The organism is Luteimonas sp. 9C (genome assembly GCF_902506295.1).
Taxonomy (GTDB): domain Bacteria; phylum Pseudomonadota; class Gammaproteobacteria; order Xanthomonadales; family Xanthomonadaceae; genus Luteimonas.
Genome location: NZ_LR733312.1, coordinates 1,735,266 through 1,752,582, shown reverse-complemented (window position 1 = coordinate 1,752,582; position 17,317 = coordinate 1,735,266). Strand labels below are relative to the sequence as shown.

At 69.2% G+C, this 17,317-nt stretch carries 16 protein-coding genes; 9 read left to right on the top strand and 7 right to left on the bottom strand.

The genetic code is table 11. The annotated features are described in order from the left end of the window. Nucleotides 1–83: 83 nt before the first annotated feature. Both CURTO8I2_RS15435 and CURTO8I2_RS08000 read left to right on the top strand, forming a co-directional pair. Nucleotides 84–623: a UPF0149 family protein gene (locus CURTO8I2_RS15435; RefSeq protein WP_255475805.1), complete on the top strand. Its 540-nt coding sequence runs from the start codon at nt 84–86 to the stop codon at nt 621–623. Between the two features lies 1 nt (nt 624). After that, the gene (locus CURTO8I2_RS08000; protein ID WP_159680161.1) at nt 625–1,950 is read left to right on the top strand and encodes an aminopeptidase P N-terminal domain-containing protein; all 1,326 of its coding nucleotides are present in this window, start codon (nt 625–627) and stop codon (nt 1,948–1,950) included. A gap of 84 nt (nt 1,951–2,034) precedes the next feature. Here the strand turns inward: CURTO8I2_RS08000 and pepQ are convergent, their stop codons facing one another. The 7 genes from pepQ to rph form a co-directional block, all read right to left on the bottom strand. Continuing rightward, on the bottom strand, nt 2,035–3,387 hold the full coding sequence (gene pepQ / locus CURTO8I2_RS07995; RefSeq protein ID WP_159680158.1) for a Xaa-Pro dipeptidase: 1,353 nt from the start codon (nt 3,385–3,387) through the stop codon (nt 2,035–2,037). A gap of 266 nt (nt 3,388–3,653) precedes the next feature. After that, nucleotides 3,654–3,998, bottom strand: a complete 345-nt coding sequence (locus tag CURTO8I2_RS07990) for a PilZ domain-containing protein (RefSeq protein ID WP_159680156.1) — start codon at nt 3,996–3,998, stop codon at nt 3,654–3,656. Next, complete coding sequence (locus CURTO8I2_RS07985; protein WP_159680154.1) at nt 3,995–6,265, bottom strand: DUF1631 family protein; 2,271 nt, start codon at nt 6,263–6,265, stop codon at nt 3,995–3,997. The genes CURTO8I2_RS07990 and CURTO8I2_RS07985 overlap by 4 nt, the downstream gene beginning before the upstream one ends. A 182-nt stretch (nt 6,266–6,447) precedes the next feature. Next, nucleotides 6,448–7,611 carry a radical SAM family heme chaperone HemW gene (gene hemW, locus CURTO8I2_RS07980; RefSeq protein ID WP_159681603.1) on the bottom strand — a complete coding sequence of 388 codons (1,164 nt, stop codon included), beginning with the start codon at nt 7,609–7,611 and terminating at the stop codon, nt 6,448–6,450. Nucleotides 7,612–7,657: 46 nt separating this feature from the next. Continuing rightward, entirely contained in the window at nt 7,658–8,263 is a 606-nt protein-coding gene (rdgB, locus tag CURTO8I2_RS07975; RefSeq protein WP_201295491.1) for an RdgB/HAM1 family non-canonical purine NTP pyrophosphatase, read from the bottom strand. After that, complete coding sequence (locus CURTO8I2_RS07970; RefSeq protein WP_159680151.1) at nt 8,260–8,652, bottom strand: VOC family protein; 393 nt, start codon at nt 8,650–8,652, stop codon at nt 8,260–8,262. Before CURTO8I2_RS07970 ends, rdgB begins: the two co-directional genes overlap by 4 nt. Then, nucleotides 8,649–9,377, bottom strand: a complete 729-nt coding sequence (gene rph, locus CURTO8I2_RS07965; protein ID WP_159680149.1) for a ribonuclease PH — start codon at nt 9,375–9,377, stop codon at nt 8,649–8,651. The genes CURTO8I2_RS07970 and rph overlap by 4 nt, the downstream gene beginning before the upstream one ends. A gap of 106 nt (nt 9,378–9,483) precedes the next feature. On the opposite strand from rph, the gene CURTO8I2_RS07960 reads away from it, so the two are divergent. The 7 genes from CURTO8I2_RS07960 to CURTO8I2_RS07930 all read left to right on the top strand — a co-directional run bounded on the left by CURTO8I2_RS07960 (nt 9,484) and on the right by CURTO8I2_RS07930 (nt 17,262). Then, nucleotides 9,484–10,344, top strand: a complete 861-nt coding sequence (locus CURTO8I2_RS07960; RefSeq protein WP_159680146.1) for a YicC/YloC family endoribonuclease — start codon at nt 9,484–9,486, stop codon at nt 10,342–10,344. A 120-nt stretch (nt 10,345–10,464) separates the two neighbouring features. Next, the gene (gene gmk / locus CURTO8I2_RS07955; protein WP_159681602.1) at nt 10,465–11,103 is read left to right on the top strand and encodes a guanylate kinase; all 639 of its coding nucleotides are present in this window, start codon (nt 10,465–10,467) and stop codon (nt 11,101–11,103) included. A gap of 112 nt (nt 11,104–11,215) precedes the next feature. Further along, nucleotides 11,216–11,518, top strand: coding sequence for a DNA-directed RNA polymerase subunit omega (gene rpoZ, locus CURTO8I2_RS07950; protein ID WP_159680144.1), 303 nt, complete (start codon nt 11,216–11,218; stop codon nt 11,516–11,518). A gap of 150 nt (nt 11,519–11,668) precedes the next feature. Continuing rightward, complete coding sequence (locus CURTO8I2_RS07945) at nt 11,669–13,843, top strand: bifunctional (p)ppGpp synthetase/guanosine-3',5'-bis(diphosphate) 3'-pyrophosphohydrolase (protein ID WP_159680143.1); 2,175 nt, start codon at nt 11,669–11,671, stop codon at nt 13,841–13,843. Between the two features lie 63 nt (nt 13,844–13,906). Next, on the top strand, nt 13,907–14,290 hold the full coding sequence (locus CURTO8I2_RS07940; protein ID WP_159680141.1) for a RidA family protein: 384 nt from the start codon (nt 13,907–13,909) through the stop codon (nt 14,288–14,290). Between the two features lie 16 nt (nt 14,291–14,306). Beyond that, complete coding sequence (recG, locus tag CURTO8I2_RS07935; protein ID WP_159680139.1) at nt 14,307–16,415, top strand: ATP-dependent DNA helicase RecG; 2,109 nt, start codon at nt 14,307–14,309, stop codon at nt 16,413–16,415. A gap of 196 nt (nt 16,416–16,611) precedes the next feature. Continuing rightward, a complete protein-coding gene (locus tag CURTO8I2_RS07930; RefSeq protein WP_159680138.1) occupies nt 16,612–17,262 on the top strand; it encodes a response regulator transcription factor in 651 nt (216 codons plus the stop codon). Nucleotides 17,263–17,317: the final 55 nt, after the last annotated feature.

Genomic DNA, 17,317 nt, shown 5'->3' with positions numbered 1-17,317 from the left:
CAACAAGCGGGACGGTCGATGGCGCAGACGCGGTTGGTACACTGGCGCACCCGTCCCAGAGCGCCCCCGCCGTGTCCGACACCCTGCCGAGCCTTGCCGAAATCGACGCCGAGATCCGCCATCTGCAGTTGGCGATGCCGGGCAGCGAACTGCACGGTGGCCTCAGTGGCTGGCTGGCGGGCGGTGGTGACGACGTGGCCGCCTGGCTGGCGCCGGTGCTCGCCGATGCAGGCCTGCCCGCGCCCGCGGCCGGCAGCGCGCTGGACCGCCTGCGGGTGGCCACCGCCCACCAGCTCGAGGACCGGGATTTCGCATTCGCATTGCTGATGCCCGAAGACGCGGCCCCGCTGTCGGTGCGCAGCGCGGCCCTGTTCGACTGGTGTCGCGGGTTTCTCGGTGGGTTCGGTCTGGCGGCGGGCGAGCGGTCGTCGCTGTCGGAAGAAGGCAACGAGGCGCTGGCCGATCTCGCGCGGCTGGCCGCTGCCCAGCCCGATGCGGACGATGAGGACGATGCGGTCGAGGAGGACGCGCTGACCGAGATCGAAGAGTTCGTACGTGTCGCCGTGCTCCTGCTGCACGGCGATGCCGCACTGGGGCCGCGTCACCGCAACCGGCTGAACTGACATGGCGGGCGCGAGCGGCATCACCGCCGCCACCTATCTCAAGCGCCGTCGCCAGCTGATGCGGCTGGCCGGCGACAACGCGATCCTGGTGCTGGCCAGTGCGCCGGAGCGCGTCCGCAGCCGCGATACGCATCACGCCTACCGGCAGGATTCCGACCTCTGGTATCTCACTGGTTTCGCCGAGCCCGATGCGGTGCTGGTGCTGGTGCCGGGCCGCAAGCATGGCGAGGCGCTGCTGTTCTGCCGCGAACGCGACCTGGAGCGCGAAGGCTGGGACGGTCCGCGCGTCGGGCCCGAAGGCGCGGTCGCGGCCCTGGGCATGGACGATGCGTATCCGATCGACGATCTCGACGAGATCCTGCCCGGCCTGCTCGAAGGCCGTACGCGTGTCTATTATCACTTCGGCCGCGACACCGAGTTCGACCTGCAGCTGATCGGCTGGCTCAACCGCGTGCGCGCGCAGGTGCGCGTGGGTGCGCAGCCGCCGCACGAGTTCCTCGAGCTCGGCCATCTGCTCGACGAGATGCGGCTGTTCAAGGATGCCGGCGAGCTCAAGCTGATGCGGCGCGCGGCGAAGATCAGCGTCGAGGCGCACGCCGCGGCCATGCGCGCGGCGCGCCCGGGCATCCACGAGTACGCCCTGCAGGCCGAACTCGACTACGTGTTCCGCCGGCACGACGCGGTGCCGGCCTACGAGAGCATCGTCGGCGCAGGCGCCAATGCCTGCGTGCTGCATTACCGCGCCAACAATGGCCAGGCGCGCGACGGCGACCTGGTGCTGATCGATGCAGGCGCCGAATACCGCGGCTACGCCGCCGACATCACCCGGACGTTCCCGGTCAACGGCCGCTTCACGCCTGCGCAGCGCGCATTGCACGACGTGGTCGAATCGGCGCAGCAGGCCGCACTCGCGCAGGCGCGGCCGGGCGTCGCCTACGAGTCGGGCCACAACGCCGCGGTCGAAGCGCTGACCGAGGGCCTGCTGCGGCTCGGGTTGCTGAAGGGCAAGCTGGCGGCGCGCATTGCAGACGGCAGTTACAAGCGCTTCTACCGTCACAAGACCGGGCACTGGATCGGCCTCGACGTGCACGACGTCGGCGACTACCGCATCGAAGGCGAATCGCGCCTGCTGGAGCCCGGCATGGTCTTCACGATCGAACCCGGCCTGTACGTATCGACCGACGACACCACGGTGGATGCGAAATGGCGCGGCATCGGCATCCGCACCGAGGACGACGTGCTGGTCACGAAGACCGGCCACGAGGTGCTGACGACCGGGCTGGCGCGCACGGCTGACGAGATCGAGGATTTCATGGCGCGCCGATGAGCGCCCCGGCGCCTACGCAGCGCGCAACGCGCGCTGCGTGATCTTTCAGCGGAAGCGGGCCACGCAGCGCGGGCCCGGGCTTGATCAGGCCGCCGCGTGCTCGTCCGCCCACGCGTCGCGCGTGAGGTTCTCGGGCGCATCGTCGGTGCAGACCACATCGTCCTCGATGCGGATGCCGCCATAGGGGCGGAAGGCGGCCACGCGCGCCCAGTCGATGCTGTCGCCGTGTCCGGCGGCCTTCAGGTCTTCGAGCAGCATGTCGACGATGTAGACGCCCGGTTCGATCGTCACGACCATGCCCGGCGCCAGCACGCGGGTCAGGCGCAGGAACGGATGGCCATCGGGCTTGGCGATGACGCCGCCGGTCTCCGATGCGGCGAAACCGGCCACGTCGTGCACCTGCAGGCCGATGCCGTGACCCAGGCCGTGCGGGAAGAACGCGGCGCTGACGCCGGTCGCCAGTGCGGCTTCCGGCGACACCTTGATCAGGCCGAAATCGCGCAATACACCGGCGAGGGCGAGGTGTGCGTCGAGATGGAGCTGCTTGTAGTCGGTGCCGCCGCGCACCTGCGCGACCAGCGCCTGCTGCGCGGTGTCGACCGCTTCGATCATCGCCTGGAACTCGCTGCCGGTATCGGTGGCGTAGGTGCGGGTGATGTCGGCGGCGTAGCCGGCATGGCTGGCGCCGGCGTCGATCAGGAAGCTGCGCACCGGGTCGGGCGGCAGACGTCCGAGCTCGGTGTAGTGCAGGACGGCTGCATGTTCGTTGAGCGCCACGATGTTGCCGTAGGGCAGTTCGTTCGCGTCCTGGCCGGCGGCCTGGCAGTACGCCAGATGGATGCCGAACTCGCTGGCGCCGGCGCGGAACGCGCGCTCGGCCGCCGCGTGTGCACGGACGCCACGGCGCGAGGCCTCGCGCAGCATCGACAGCTCGTAGGGCGTCTTGAACGCGCGATGGTAGTCGAGGTGATCGACGACGGCCTGCGGATTGTTCGGCTTGTAGGCGCCGTAATGCCCCAGCGCACTCTGTGGCTCGCCGAGGATCGCGCAGCGCGCCGCGTTCTTGGACAGATGCTGCTGCGCGTCTTCAGGCTTGCGGATCACGACGATGTCGAAGTGCTCCACCCAGTCGCCGGACGGCGCTTCCGGTACCACATGCCAGTAATCACGCGGCTGCAGGTACACCAGTTTCGGCCGCGCACCGGGCGTGATGACCAGCCAGCTGCCCGGATTGCGCGTCAGCGGCACCCAGGCCTTGAACTGCGGATTCACCGCGTACGGATAATCGCGGTCGTCGAACAGCTGGTAGTGGAGCGTGCCGCTCGGAATGACGAGATGGTCCAGGCCGGCGCGCTCGAGCGCGGTCGCGGTGCGCGCCTGCAGCGTCGCGAGGTGATCGGCGTAGAGGCTGGCGGCGGTCGAAGCAGACGTGGACATCTTGATCCCGGGGCGGCGAGTGGACCGGTCTATTCTGCCGTATTGATGCAGGTGCGTTGTTTTGCGGCCGTGGGCTTCTGCTTCTAGGTGCGCTTCCGCTGTTGTCGCGGTTTTGCCTTTGCTCCCTTTCCTGATCGGCGTGCGATAGCGAGCTCACACACCCGGTAGGCGCCGCCCATCCATGGGCGGCGCCCGATGGATTTGCTCACATGGGCCATTGCGTCTAGACGAAAAAAAGCTGGCGCAGTGCGCCGCGACGCCGAACGTCAGGCGTAATGACTTCCCGGCGCATTGACCCACCCCTGCAACCGATGCGCCAACGATGGCGTTGTTGCGATGAAGCGGAAGCCTGCCCAGCTCGCACCGGCGAGCGTCGCATCGTCGAGCCACAACAGATGCGCGCCGATCTCGACCGGTGCGTCCGGCGCGTCGGGCAGCGTGAAGGACAGCTGGTACAGCGCATCCTCGACAAAGGGTTCGCTGGCGATCAGCAACATGCCGGTCTCCGACAGATTGCCCACTCTGCCGACGACGCGGGCGGTCATCGCATCGGTCACCAGGATGACGTCGGGTGCCTTGCGGCGCTTGGCGCGGCGGAATTCCTGGATCATGCCGTCGCCTCCGGTGCGCGGTGCTCGCTGCGCCCGGCGAAGCTGCGCAGGGCGCCCATGGCGGCCTGCCAGGCGCGGTCGACCAGATGGCCGCGGTCGGCGGTCACCACGCGCGCATTGCCGGTGGCCATCAGGCGTGCGACGGCGTCGAGCGACTGCTCGCCCGTGCGCTGGCCGCGCTGGTTGACGAACAGCACATGGTCGGTGATCGGGCTGTACCAGGACATGCGCCGGCGCACCATGTCGCCCTGCTGGTTCGTGGTGAATTCGATCCAGGTGCCGAAGGGCAACGTGCGCAGATGGTCGTACTGCGCCTGCTCCTCGGGCGTGCGCGCCGGCGGCTTCTCGCGGCGCGCGGTGCCGGCCTCTTCGCCCAGACGCGCGCGCGCCTTGAGCTTCATTGCCAGTTCGGTACGCGAAGCGGCGTCGTCCTCGTCGCTGCGGTGGCTGGTCAGGCGCTGGGCGATCACCGTCGCCTCTTCGCCGTGGTAACCGACCTGGCCGAGCGCGGATTCGACATCCGACTGCAGCGCGCCGTCGTTGCAGGGCGCGGTGTCGAGCGATGCGTCGACGATGCGACGCGTCATTGCCAGCTGGTGGTCGGCCTCCGGCGAGGCTTCGCCGTGACGCAGCAGGGTCAGCGTGAGGACGTCCGCCCAGGCCTGGTCGAGCAGCGCACGCGAGAAGCGGGGCAGTCGACGGTCGCCGACGACGCCCTGCATCAGTTCGTCGGCGCGTGCGCGCGCGGCAGCCAGTTTCTCGCGGCCGCGGGCGGCCTCGACGTGGCGCCGCTCCTGCAGTTCGGCGGTGCGCGCCTGCGTCTGCAGCTGGGCCTGGACCCGCGCGTTGCCTTCGGCGAACACCGCCATGTCGCCTTCGTAGTTCCCCACCACGAAGGCCACCGCGGACCGCAGGGCGGCCTGCACGCGGGGATCGAACGCGGTGTCGTCGTGCCAGTTGGCCGCGCTTTCGGCGACGGTGTTGAGCAGCTGCCGCGCCGGATGCCGCTGGCGGGTGAAGAAGGAATGGTCCTGCAGCGCCGCGCGCAGCACCGGAATCTGCAGTTCGCGCACCAGCGGCGCGGCCGGCGCCTCACTCCGGATCTCCTGCTCGATGTGCCCGTAGAGCATGCCGAGCAGCTCGAACGCGTCTTCGTCCTGTGGCGCCAGACTGGCGCCTTCGCCGCTGCGCTGGCGGGCCTGCGCCAGCAGGGAGCGCTTGATCTCGACGAGGCTGCGCCCACCGCTCTGCGGCGGCTGGTGCTGGAGCTGGCGCAGCGCATCCGACACCTCGCGCGTGGCGAGCTGGCGCCGGGGCAGGGGCGCCTCGCCGCGCGGCTGGAACTTGCGCAGCAGTTCGCGACGTCCGGACATCAGCGCCTGCAGACGCGCGAACGCCGCCTCGTGCGACTGCGCGTCGTCGGTGCCGTCATCGGTTGTGTCGGGTTCGCCCCAGGCGGTATAGGGCCGCTGCGCATCGTCGGCCTGCGTGCGTGGCGTCTCGGGAGGTTCGGCAGTCCTTGCCACGGGGGTCGGTTCCTTGGTTTCGACAGGCTCGGCGCGCGCGCGCATAGGCACGAAGGTCAGCGCGGGCAGGATGCCGTCATCGGCGAGCTGCACATCCAGACGCTCGAGCACCCGGGCGTAGCCGGGCATCACCACGCGATCGAACATGCGGTAGAGCAGCAGCCGGGCGTCGTGCTCGATCTCCAGCGCGCGGGCGGCCGAGGCGATCGCCCGGCACAGGCATTGCGGGCCCAGCGGCAGTCGCTCGGCATCGAAGGCAGGCGTCGCGGCGAGCACGCCGAAGCGCTGGCCCAGCAGATGCAGCGACAGGTTCGCGCGGCCTTCCTGGCGGCTGGCGATCTCGCGCAGCACCGTGCCTTCGTCCATCACCGTGTCTTCGACCAGGCTCAGCGGGCCGAAGGATCCGGTGTCCAGCGGTGCGGGCGGCGGTGGCAGTGCCGGCGTGCGGATGGCGGCGACCGACCCTTCCAGCGCGAGCAGGAACCGCGGCACGAGGTCCGCGCGATTGGCGCGGAACGCGCGCAGCGTGGCCATATAGCCCGATTCCAGGCCCGGATGGCGCGCGTGATCGGCAAGCCGGAAGAGCTCCTGCTCGAACTCGGAGACGAGGTTGGACAGGCCGCCGTCGAGTTCGGTGGAGACCAGCGACAGGGCGCGCTCGAGCGTGCGACGCACGCGCGGTGGCAGACCCGCCGCAGCGAGCGAGCGGGGCGGTGGAGGGGCGTGTGCGGTCGCGGGCATTCCGGTTGCCGTGCTGGGCATGAGGACGCACTCTTTAACATGCGCGCGAGGCCTTCACCACAGGGAATCCAGTGCCGGCGGCCGACGACGCGCGAGCGCGGCCTCCCGTGCATGCGAACGCCGGATCCGGCGTGCGGCGGCCACGCATCTGCTGCAATGCGTCAAGCGGCTGCGCGCCGGCGTCAGTCCTCGAGAAACAGGGCGACGACGTCGTTGGTGAAGCGCCGGCCCAGTTCGGTCGGCACGATGCGGTCGCCGTCGCGTTGCAGCCAGTCCCGATCGAACGCGACGGCGAGTGGCGCATCGATATGCGCGGGCGTCAGACCGGTCGTGGCCTCGAAGCCGGACAGTGTGAAACCGTCGACCAGTCGCAGCGCATTGAGCATGAACTCGAATGGCCGTCGGCCCGGCGCGATGCGCTCGTCGCCGCCGATGCCGGCCTGCGTGCCGGCGCCCGCCAGCCACGCCACGGGATGCTTGGATTTCCAGCGGCGCAGGATCGTCTGCTCGCTGCCCAGCGTGAGCTTGCCGTGCGCGCCGGCGCCGATGCCCAGGTAGTCGCCGAAGCGCCAGTAGTTGAGGTTGTGCGCGCACTGCCGACCCGCGCGCGCATACGCGGACACTTCGTACTGCGCATAGCCGGCCTCGGCCAGCAGCGCCTGGCAGTGCTCCTGCATGTCCCAGGCGAGATCGTCGTCGGGGATGCCGGTCGGCGGACGCGCGGCGAACACCGTGTTGGGTTCCAGCGTGAGCTGGTAATGCGAGATGTGGGTCGGCGCGAGCGCGATCGCGCGCCGCACGTCGTCTTCCGCCATCGCCAGCGTCTGGTCGGGTAGGGCGTACATCAGGTCGAGATTGAAATTGTCGAAGCCTGCGTTGCGGGCGAGATCGACTGCCGCGGCTGCCTGCGCGCTGTCGTGGATGCGGCCGAGTTTCCTGAGCGTGGCGTCGTCGAAGGTCTGGATGCCGAAGCTGATCCGGTTCACGCCGGCGCGCCGGTAATCCTCGAAGCGCCCGTGCTCGGCGGTGCCGGGATTGGTCTCCAGCGTGATCTCGGCCTCGGGCGCGAACCGCAGACGGGAGGACGCGCCCTGCAGGATGCGTTCGATCGCATCCGCCGGAAACAGGCTCGGCGTGCCGCCGCCGAAGAACACGCTGTGCACGGTGCGGCCCCAGACCAGCGGCAGATCCTGGTCGAGATCGGCGAGCAGCGCATCGACGTAGGCATCGAACGGGGGCGTGCCGCCCTTGAACTCGTGCGAATTGAAATCGCAGTAGGGGCATTTGCGCACGCACCAAGGCAGGTGCACGTACAGCGACAGGGGCGGCGGGATCAGCATCGACAGAAGGTCAGGGTAGCGGGCAGCGTGCGCACGTGCGCGCGGCGATGGCTCAGGCAACCGGGCCGGACAGCGTCAGCCGGTCGCGCAGCGCCTGCAGCGCCCGTGCGCGGTGGCTGATGCGGTTCTTCCGTTCGGGCGCCAGTTCGGCGGCCGTCAGGCCATGCCCCGGATCCAGGAAGACCGGGTTGTAGCCGAAGCCGTGGTGGCCGCGTGGCGCATCCAGAATGCGGCCTTCCCAGCTGCCTTCGGCGATCAGCGGCTGCGGATCGTCGGCATGGCGCAGCAGCACGATCACCGCATAGAAGCGTGCACCGCGTTGCGCCTCGGGCAGGCCGTCCAGTGCCCGCAGCAACTTGGCGTTGTTGGCGGCATCGTCGGTCGGGGTGCCGGCGTAGCGCGCGCTGTAGAGCCCGGGCGCGCCGCCCAGTGCATCGACGATCAGGCCGGAGTCATCGGCCAGCGCCGGCAGGCCGGTGACCTGTGAGGCGTGCCGTGCCTTGATCAGCGCGTTCTCGACGAACGTGGTGCCGGTCTCGGGCACGTCGTCCACGCCCAGCTCGCGCTGCGGCACGATCGTCAGCGGCAGATCGGCCAGCATGGCGCGCAGTTCGACGAGCTTGCCGGCGTTGCCGCTGGCCAGGACGAGCGTCTTCATGCGGCAGGCTCCAACAGGTCCCATTTCGTGCCATACAGATCGACGAAGACCGCGACGGTGCCGTAGGGCTCGACGCGCGGCGCTTCGAGGAATGTGACGCCGGCGGCCGTCATCGCCGCGTGGTCGCGCTTGAAATCGTCGGTGTAAAGAAAGTGATCGACGCGGCCGCCGGTCTGGTCGCCGATACGCGCGCGCTGGGCATCGTCGGCTGGCTGGGCCAGCAGCAGCGACGCCTCGTCCGCAGTGCCGGGGCCGATCCGGACCCAGCGCTTGCCGTCGCCGAGCGGACGATCCTCGAACACCCGGAACCCCAAGGCGCGCGTGTACCAGTCGATCGCCGCGTCGTAGTCGGCGACGAGCAACGTGGTCAGCGCGATACGCCGCTTCATCCCGCAAGCGCCTCGCGCTGCAGGGCGACCAGCTGGGCGACGCCGGTTTCGGCCAGCTGCATCATCGCGTCCATCTCGGCGCGACGGAACGCATGGCCTTCCGCGGTGCCCTGGACTTCGATGAAGCCGCCGCCGTCGTTCATCACCACATTCATGTCGGTGTCGCAGTCGCTGTCCTCGGCGTAGTCGAGGTCCAGCACGGGCACGCCGCGATAGATGCCGACCGAGATCGCCGCGATCGCGCCGTGCACCGGGTCGCGGGTGATCTCGCGCTTCGCGCGCAGCACGCCGATGGCATCGACCAGGGCGACATAGGCGCCGGTGATCGCGGCGGTCCGCGTGCCGCCGTCGGCCTGCAGTACGTCGCAGTCCAGCGTGATCGTGCGCTCGCCGAGCGCCTTGCGGTCCACGCAGGCGCGCAGGCTGCGGCCGATCAGGCGCTGGATCTCCAGCGTGCGGCCACCCTGCTTGCCACGCGAGGCTTCGCGATCATTCCGGGTGTTGGTGGCGCGCGGCAGCATGCCGTACTCGGCCGTGACCCAGCCCTCGCCCTTGCCGCGCAGGAAGCCCGGCACGCGGTTCTCCACGCTGGCCGTGCACAGCACGCGGGTGTCGCCGAAGCTGACCAGCACCGAGCCCTCGGCATGGCGCGTGAAGCCGCGCTCGAAGCGCACGGCGCGCAGCTGGTCGGCAGCGCGGCCGCTGGGACGGTTGAAGTCGGACATGGGGAGCCTGCAGGGGGAAAGCGGGCATGGATTCTAGCAGTGGCACCGGAACCGCCCCGGCGTGCGGTGGCATACTCGTCCGCCGTTTTCCGCAGTGAACGTGCCGATGATCCGCAGCATGACCGCCTTCGCCTCCGGCGAGCGCAGCACCGAGTGGGGCACCCTGGCCTGCGAACTGCGTGCGGTGAACCACCGCTTCCTCGAGCTCGGCACGCGGATGCCCGAAGAAATGCGCGCGGCCGAGCCTGCACTGCGCGAACGCATCGCGACGAAGGTGTCGCGCGGCAAGGTCGATCTGGGCCTGCGCCTGCGCAGCGCCGAGGGCGGCGGCGAGCTGCAGCTCAACCAGGCGCTGCTGTCCCAGTTGCAGGGCCTGGCCCAGGACCTGCGCGGCGGATTCCCCGAGCTGCGCGCCAGCCTGACCGAACTGCTGCAGTTCCCCGGCGTGCTGCAATCGCGCGGCGTCGACCCCGCCGCGCTGCAGGTCGAAGTGCTGGCCCTGCTCGACACGGTGCTCGACGATTTCGTCGCCGCCCGCGAGCGCGAAGGCGGCAAGCTGGTCGCGGCCATTCTGGAGCGCGTCGACGGCATCGCCGCGATCGCGGCCGAGATCCGCGTACTGATGCCGCAGATCGGCGAAGCCCAGCGCGCCAAGCTGCAGGCGCGGCTCGACGATCTGCCGCACCCGGTCGAGCCGGGCCGCATGGAGCAGGAACTGGTCATGTGGCTGCAGAAACTCGACGTGGACGAGGAGCTCGATCGTCTCGACAGCCACGTCGTCGAAATCCGCCGCGTGCTGGGCCAGCGCGAGCCGCAGGGCCGGCGCCTGGATTTCCTGCTGCAGGAGTTCAACCGCGAGGCCAACACGCTGGGCTCCAAATCGGTCGACCGGCGCAGCTCGCAGGCGGCGATCGAACTCAAGGTGCTGATCGACCAGATCCGCGAGCAGGTGCAGAACATCGAGTGATCCTGCGCGGGCCGGCCCGCCTCCGGCGCGGGCCCGCGTAAAGCGGTACGATGCGCGGCCTTTCGAGCGCTGGAGACGGGCGTGACCCCCGAATCCCATCCTGCCGCGGATACGCCGCCGATGCGCGGCACGCTGTTCATCGTCGCCGCGCCCTCGGGCGCCGGAAAATCCAGCATCGTCAACGCGTGCCTGGCGAAGGATCCGGACATCGCCCTGTCGATCTCGTTCACGTCGCGCCTGGCGCGGCCGGGCGAGCGCCATGCCGAGCACTACCATTTTGTCGGCAAGGATGCGTTCCAGCAGATGATCGAGGCCGGCGATTTCTTCGAGTACGCGCAGGTGCACGGCGACTGGAAGGGCACCGCGCGGCAGTCGGTGGAACCGCAGCTCGCCGCCGGCAAGGACGTGCTGCTGGAGATCGACTGGCAGGGCGCGCGCCAGGTGCGCGACAAGGTGCCCGAGGCCGTGAGCGTCTTCATCCTGCCGCCCTCGCGCGAAGCGCTGGACCAGCGCATGCGCAAGCGCGGGCAGGACAGCGAAGCGGTGATGACGCAGCGCCTCGCCGCCGCCCAGGAGGAGATGTCGCACTACGACGAGTTCGATTACGTCGTGGTCAACGAGGATTTCGACACCGCCGTGGCCGAGATGTGCGCGATCTTCCGCGCCAGCCGGTTGCGTCGCGAGCGCCAGGCCGAGCGCCATGCCGCGCTGATCGCGCGTCTGCTGCGCGAAGAAGCGGCGCCGATGGCGTTGAAATAGACCTAACTGATTGATTCGTATAGCCGGCGCTTGCGCCGGCATGGGGCCGGCGCTACGATGCGCGACCCTTTTTCGTCAATTCGCGCGGCCCATCCGGTCGCCGGGAGCCCGTATGGCCCGCATCACCGTAGAAGATTGCCTGGAAGTCGTCGACAACCGCTTCGAGCTGGTCATGCTGGCCGCACGTCGCGCCCGCCAGCTCGCCAATGGCGTCGAATCCCAGCTCGACAACAGCGAGAACGACGACAAGCCGACCGTGCTGGCGCTGCGCGAGATCGCCGCGCGCCGCATCGATCAGCCCTTCATCGAAGCCGTCGACAAGTCCGAGCGCGAGCGCAAGGAACGCGAGGCGCTGGAGTGGGCCGCCGCCGAAGTCGTGGCCGACGAGGACATGGGCAAGGGCGACGATCTCTGATCCGCCTGCCGCGCCGCTGACGCGCGGCGCTCGACAGCGTCACCGACGACCCCGCTCCGGCGGGGTCGTTGCGTTTCGGGGTGCGGGACCGGCGCGCGGCCGGGCGTCGATGTGGTTCCAAAACCCCCAGCGTGCCCGTAGGCTTCGTGGATGACAGCCGCCGTCCCCGCCGACACCGCGTTCGCACCGCCCGACGTCCCCGCGGACGATGCGGTGCCCGAGTACATGCGGGTGCTCGAGCGGGCGGCGCAGTACCTGCCCGACGAGCAGCGCGTGCAGTTGCGGCGGGCGTGGTCGGTCGGCGCGGCCGCGCACTCGGGCCAGATGCGCAAGTCCGGCGAGCCCTACATCACCCATCCGGTCGCGGTGGCGGTGGTGCTGGCCGAACAGAAGGTCGACATCGAAACGCTGGTCGCGGCGATCCTGCACGACACCATCGAAGACACGCCGCTGACGCGCGAGGCGCTGGCGTCGGCCTTCGGCGAGACCGTCGCCGAACTGGTCGAAGGCGTCACCAAGCTCGACAAGCTCAATTTCGGCAGTCGCCAGGAAGCGGACGCGGAGAGCTTCCGCAAGATGATGCTGGCGATGGCGCGCGACCTGCGCGTGATCCTGATCAAGCTCGCCGACCGCCTGCACAACATGCGCACGCTCGGCGCGCAGCCGGGTCCGTCGCGCGAGCGCATCGCGCGCGAAACGCTCGACATCTACGCGCCCATCGCCCAGCGCCTGGGCATGAACAAGATCAAGGCCGAACTGCAGGATCTCGGGTTCCATGCGCTGCATCCGATGCGGCACACGATCCTGGAAAAGCGCATCCGCAACCAGCCGCTGGTGCGGCGCGAGGCGCTGGCGAGCATCGAAGCGCAGCTGGCGCAGCGGCTCGCCAGCGCGGGTCTGCAGTACCGGCTCGTGGGGCGGGTCAAATCCCCCTGGAGCATCTACAACAAGATGCAGGGCGAGGGCAAAACCTTCACCCAGGTCATGGACGTGTTCGGCTACCGGATCATCGTCGGCAATGCCGCCGACTGCTACCACGCGCTGGGCATCGCGCATTCGGTGTTCAAGCCGCTCGACGGGCGCTTCCGCGATTTCATCGCCATTCCCAAGGCCAACGGCTACCAGTCGCTGCACACGGTGCTGTTCGGTCCCTATGGCGCGCCGATCGAAGTGCAGATCCGCACCGAGGAAATGGAGCTCATCGCCGAACGCGGCATTGCCGCGCACTGGGCCTACAAGCACGGCGGCGACGGTCCGAACAGCGCGCAGTCGCGGGCGCACACGTGGATCGCCGGACTGCTCGAATCCCAGCGGGCCACCGGTTCGTCGCTGGAGTTCCTCGAGAACGTCAAGGTGGATCTGTTCCCGGACGAGGTCTATCTGTTCACGCCCAAGGGCGACATCATGTCGCTGCCGCGCAATTCGACTGCGTTGGATTTCGCCTACGCCGTGCATACCGACATCGGCAACCGCGCCGTCGCCGCGCGTGTCGACGGAAAATTGGTGCCGCTGCGCACGGTGCTCGCCAGCGGCCAGCGCGTGGAAATCGTCATCGCCAAGTCGTCGATGCCGCGTCCGCAGTGGCTGGAGTTCGTGGTCACCGGCAAGGCGCGCACCGCCATCCGCGCCCAGCTCAAGCATCTGCAGCACGAAGATGCGGTGCAGCTCGGTCATCGCATGCTCGACCGCGCGCTGGAACTGCTGGGCACCTCGCTCGACCGGTTGCCGCAGGAGCGTCTCGACGCGTATCTGGTCGAAGCGAAGTATCCCCGGCTCGAAGAACTCATGGCCGACATCGCGCTGGGCAACTGGATGCCGGCGCAGGTGGCGCTCGCGCTCGCGCAGCACGACGGCGGCGTGCCGACGGAACAGATCGCGCGCGCCGGCGAGACGATCCGCATCCGCGGGGACGAGCGCGGCGTCATCACGTTCGCCAACTGCTGCATGCCGATCCCCGGCGACGACATCATGGGCTACCACACCACCGGCCGTGGCATCGTCGTGCACCGCGTGGATTGCCCGAACGTCGCCGAGTTCCGCAAGTCGCCCGAGCGCTGGGTCGCGATCGACTGGGACCGCGAGGTCGTCGGCGACTACAACGTCGCGCTGCGCATCGAGGTGGAGAACCATCCGGGCGTGCTGGCCCAGGTGGCGGCGGCGATCGCGCGCGTGCACTCGAACATCGACGGCGTGGAATACCTCGAGCGCGACAGCACCATCGCCGCGATCCGCTTCTCGATCGAGGTCAAGGGCCGCAAGCATCTGGCCGAGGTGATTCGCCGGACACGGCGCCTGCCGGTGGTGCACGGCGTGCAGCGGATGTAATCCGAATCGCGGCCACGTGCGCTCCCGGTAGAATGCGGGCTTTCCCGTTGCCGGAGTTCCGCGATGCCCCGCACGCCCGTTTCCACGACCGATGCGCCTGCCGCCATCGGCCCGTACTCCCAGGCCATCCGCGCCGGCAATACCGTGTATTGCTCGGGCCAGATTCCGCTCGACCCGGCCACCGGCGAGATCGTCGCCGGCGACATCACCGCGCAGGCGCGTCGCGCGTTCGACAACCTCAAGGCCGTGGCGGTTGCGGCCGGCGGCAGCCTGGACGACATCGTGCGCGTCGGCCTCTACGTCACCGACCTGGGCGAGTTCGCGCAGGTCAATGCGGTGATGGCCGAATACTTCGCTGCGCCGTATCCCGCACGTTCCACCATCGAAGTGCCGGCGCTGCCCAAGGGCGCGCGCTTCGAGGTCGATGCGATGATGGTGCTCGGCTGAGCCCCATCGGCCCCGCATGAGCCGGTCCGGCACGCACGCACCGACGCTTGCCGACGCGGGCCAGGCGCCGGTGTCCGCCTTGTCGGGGGTCGGGCCCAAGGTTGCCGAAAAGCTCACGGCCCGCGGTCTGGCGACGATCGGCGACCTCTGGCTGCATCTGCCACGTCAGTACGAAGACCGGACGCACGTCACCCCGATCCGCCATCTGCGCGGCGGCGTGCCCGCACAGGTCGAGGGCCGGGTCGAAGCGATCGAGAAAGGATTCCGGCGCCGGCCGATGTTGCGTGTCGCGATCGGCGACGAGTCCGGCGGCACGCTGGTACTGCGCTTCTTCCATTTCCGCGCGGCGCAGGTCGCGCAGTTCGCCGTGGGCACGCGCCTGTGCTGCTTCGGGACGCCGCGTCCGGGGCAACAGGGTCTGGAGATCGTGCACCCGAGCTACCGCTTGCTCGACGACGACGCGATGACCGTGCTCGACGATCGTCTCGATCCGGTGTATCCCGCGATCGAGGGCGTCGGTCCGCAGATGCTGCGTCGGCTGGTCGGACAGGCCCTCGACCGGCTGCCCGGCGACGCGGCCCTCGAACTGCTGGCGGGCGAGGATCTGGCGGCGTTGGACATGCCGACCCTGCGCGAAGCGCTGCTCTATGTCCATCGGCCGCCGCACGATGCGGACGTCGCGATGCTGGCGTCCGGTCGTCATCCCGCGCAACGGCGACTGGTGTTGGAGGAGATGCTCGCCCACCACCTCAGTCTGCGCCGGCAGCGGATCGCGCTGCAGGCGCACCGCGCGCCGCCGCTCAGATCGGGCGCTGTGGCCGCATCGCTGCAGGCGTCGCTGCCGTTCGCGCTGACCGGCGCGCAGGCGCGGGTGCATCGTGAGCTGCTGGCCGATCTCGTGCGACGCAAGCCGATGCTGCGGCTGGTGCAGGGCGATGTGGGCAGTGGCAAGACCGTGGTCGCCGCGCTCGCCGCTGCGGCCGCGATCGATGGTGGTCGCCAGGCGGCGTTGATGGCGCCCACCGAACTGCTGGCCGAGCAGCATGCGCAGAACCTGCGCGCATGGTTCGAGCCCATCGGCGTACGGGTGGCGTGGCTGGCCGGCAAGGTCACCGGGCGGGCGCGCACCACGGTGCTGGCGGAGATCGCGTCGGGCGCCGCGCAGCTCGTGGTGGGGACGCATGCATTGATGCAGGCGGGCGTCGCGTTTCACGACCTCGCGCTCGCGATCGTGGACGAGCAACACCGGTTCGGTGTGCACCAGCGACTGGCGCTGCGCGACAAGGGCGCGGGCGGCGACTGCGTGCCCCATCAACTGGTGATGACCGCAACGCCGATTCCCCGCACGCTGGCGATGTCGGCCTACGCCGATCTGGACGTGTCGGCGATCGACGAGCTGCCCCCCGGACGCACGCCGGTACAGACGGTCGTGCTCAGCAGCGAGCGACGGCCTGCGCTGATCGAGCGGATCCGACACGCCTGCGCCGATGGGCGCCAAGCGTATTGGGTCTGCACGCTGATCGACGATTCGGACGAGGTCGTCGCACAGGCCGCGCAGACGACGTTCGACGCGTTGTCGAGCGCATTGCCGGCACTGCGCGTGGCACTGGTCCACGGGCGCCTGAAGCCTGCGGCCAAACAGGAGGCGATGCGCGCGTTCAAGCGCGGCGACATCGACCTGCTGGTTGCAACCACCGTCATCGAGGTCGGGGTCGACGTGCCCAACGCCTCGCTGATGGTGATCGAGAACGCGGAGCGGCTGGGACTTGCCCAGCTGCATCAACTGCGCGGACGCGTCGGGCGCGGCAGAGCCGCATCGAGCTGCGTACTGCTCTACCAGGCGCCGCTGTCACGGCTGGCGCGCGAGCGTCTGGACACCATGCGCACCACCAGCGACGGCTTCGTCATCGCCGAAAAGGATCTCGCCTTGCGTGGGCCGGGTGAGCTGCTGGGCACGCGCCAGACCGGGTTGGCCGAATTCAGACTGGCGGACCTAGTGCGCGACGCCGATCTGCTGCCCGCCATTCATCGGATTGCAGCGGGCATGCTCGAGCGTGCGCCGGAGATCGCGGACCGCGTCGTCAGCCGCTGGATCGGTGGCGCGACGCGCTACGCCGCAGCCTGAGGATGGCGCCGTCTCCGACGGCGTCGCCGGCGGATTCACCATCCCATCATCTCGAAGAATTACGGTATCGGTTCGCGGCAAATATGTGATCCGGGTCGCGCTTCGGCTGTAGCGTTCGTGCGCATCGATGTGGAAAATCACGGATCACACTCGCGGTTGGCATCGCGGGGCTGGTCATGTCACCCAGGGAGGGATGATGGACACAACGCGCATCTTCATCGCGGACGATCATCCGTTCACGCTGGCCGGTGTGCGTGCGGAGATCGAGCAGGCAGATGAGCCGCTGGTGATTGCAGGGGAAGCCTCCCATGGCGCCGCCCTGCTCGACTTGCTGGGGCAGTCGTGCCCGGGGGATCTTCTGGTCACCGACTTCTCCATGCGCGGGCCGCCCTGTCGAGATTGCGATGGGCTACCGCTCGTGCTGACCGTGCGTCGACAGTGTCCTGCCCTGCCGATCATCGTGCTGACCGAGCTGGACAACCCGGCAATGCTCCGGGCCTTGGTGGACGCCGGCGTGCGCGGCCTTGTGGACAAGGGCTCCGCGCGCAGCGAACTGCTCAAGGCGATCCGGAAGGTGGCGACAGGGCGCATCCATTTCTGTCCTGCAATGCGCGCCGCCCTCGATCAGGCCGGCGGTCTGGACGGCTCGCAGAAAGCGATCTCGCCCCACGAAGCAGAGGTCGTGCGCCTGTTCGTCGGGGGACTGACGGTCAGCGAGATCGCAGTGCGACTGTCGCGCAGCGTGAAGACCATCAGTCGCCAGAAAAGCGATGCGATGCACAAGCTGGGACTCGGCAACCACACCCAGCTGTACGCGTACGCGCGCGATCACGGTCTGACGTCCTGACACCGTGGACGACCGATGCCCATGGCGTTCCCTGCTGGCGCATCGATGCGCCGAC

Bases quoted from the DNA above. Each gene is read 5' to 3' on its own strand.
- CURTO8I2_RS08000 (WP_159680161.1), top strand. From the start codon at position 625: ATGGCGGGCGCGAGCGGCATCACCGCCGCCACCTATCTCAAGCGCCGT.
- pepQ (WP_159680158.1), bottom strand. From the start codon at position 3,387: ATGTCCACGTCTGCTTCGACCGCCGCCAGCCTCTACGCCGATCACCTC.
- CURTO8I2_RS07990 (WP_159680156.1), bottom strand. From the start codon at position 3,998: ATGATCCAGGAATTCCGCCGCGCCAAGCGCCGCAAGGCACCCGACGTC.
- CURTO8I2_RS07985 (WP_159680154.1), bottom strand. From the start codon at position 6,265: ATGCCCGCGACCGCACACGCCCCTCCACCGCCCCGCTCGCTCGCTGCG.
- rdgB (WP_201295491.1), bottom strand. From the start codon at position 8,263: ATGAAGACGCTCGTCCTGGCCAGCGGCAACGCCGGCAAGCTCGTCGAA.
- CURTO8I2_RS07970 (WP_159680151.1), bottom strand. From the start codon at position 8,652: ATGAAGCGGCGTATCGCGCTGACCACGTTGCTCGTCGCCGACTACGAC.
- rph (WP_159680149.1), bottom strand. From the start codon at position 9,377: ATGTCCGACTTCAACCGTCCCAGCGGCCGCGCTGCCGACCAGCTGCGC.
- CURTO8I2_RS07960 (WP_159680146.1), top strand. From the start codon at position 9,484: ATGATCCGCAGCATGACCGCCTTCGCCTCCGGCGAGCGCAGCACCGAG.
- gmk (WP_159681602.1), top strand. From the start codon at position 10,465: ATGCGCGGCACGCTGTTCATCGTCGCCGCGCCCTCGGGCGCCGGAAAA.
- rpoZ (WP_159680144.1), top strand. From the start codon at position 11,216: ATGGCCCGCATCACCGTAGAAGATTGCCTGGAAGTCGTCGACAACCGC.
- CURTO8I2_RS07945 (WP_159680143.1), top strand. From the start codon at position 11,669: ATGACAGCCGCCGTCCCCGCCGACACCGCGTTCGCACCGCCCGACGTC.
- CURTO8I2_RS07940 (WP_159680141.1), top strand. From the start codon at position 13,907: ATGCCCCGCACGCCCGTTTCCACGACCGATGCGCCTGCCGCCATCGGC.
- recG (WP_159680139.1), top strand. From the start codon at position 14,307: ATGAGCCGGTCCGGCACGCACGCACCGACGCTTGCCGACGCGGGCCAG.
- CURTO8I2_RS07930 (WP_159680138.1), top strand. From the start codon at position 16,612: ATGGACACAACGCGCATCTTCATCGCGGACGATCATCCGTTCACGCTG.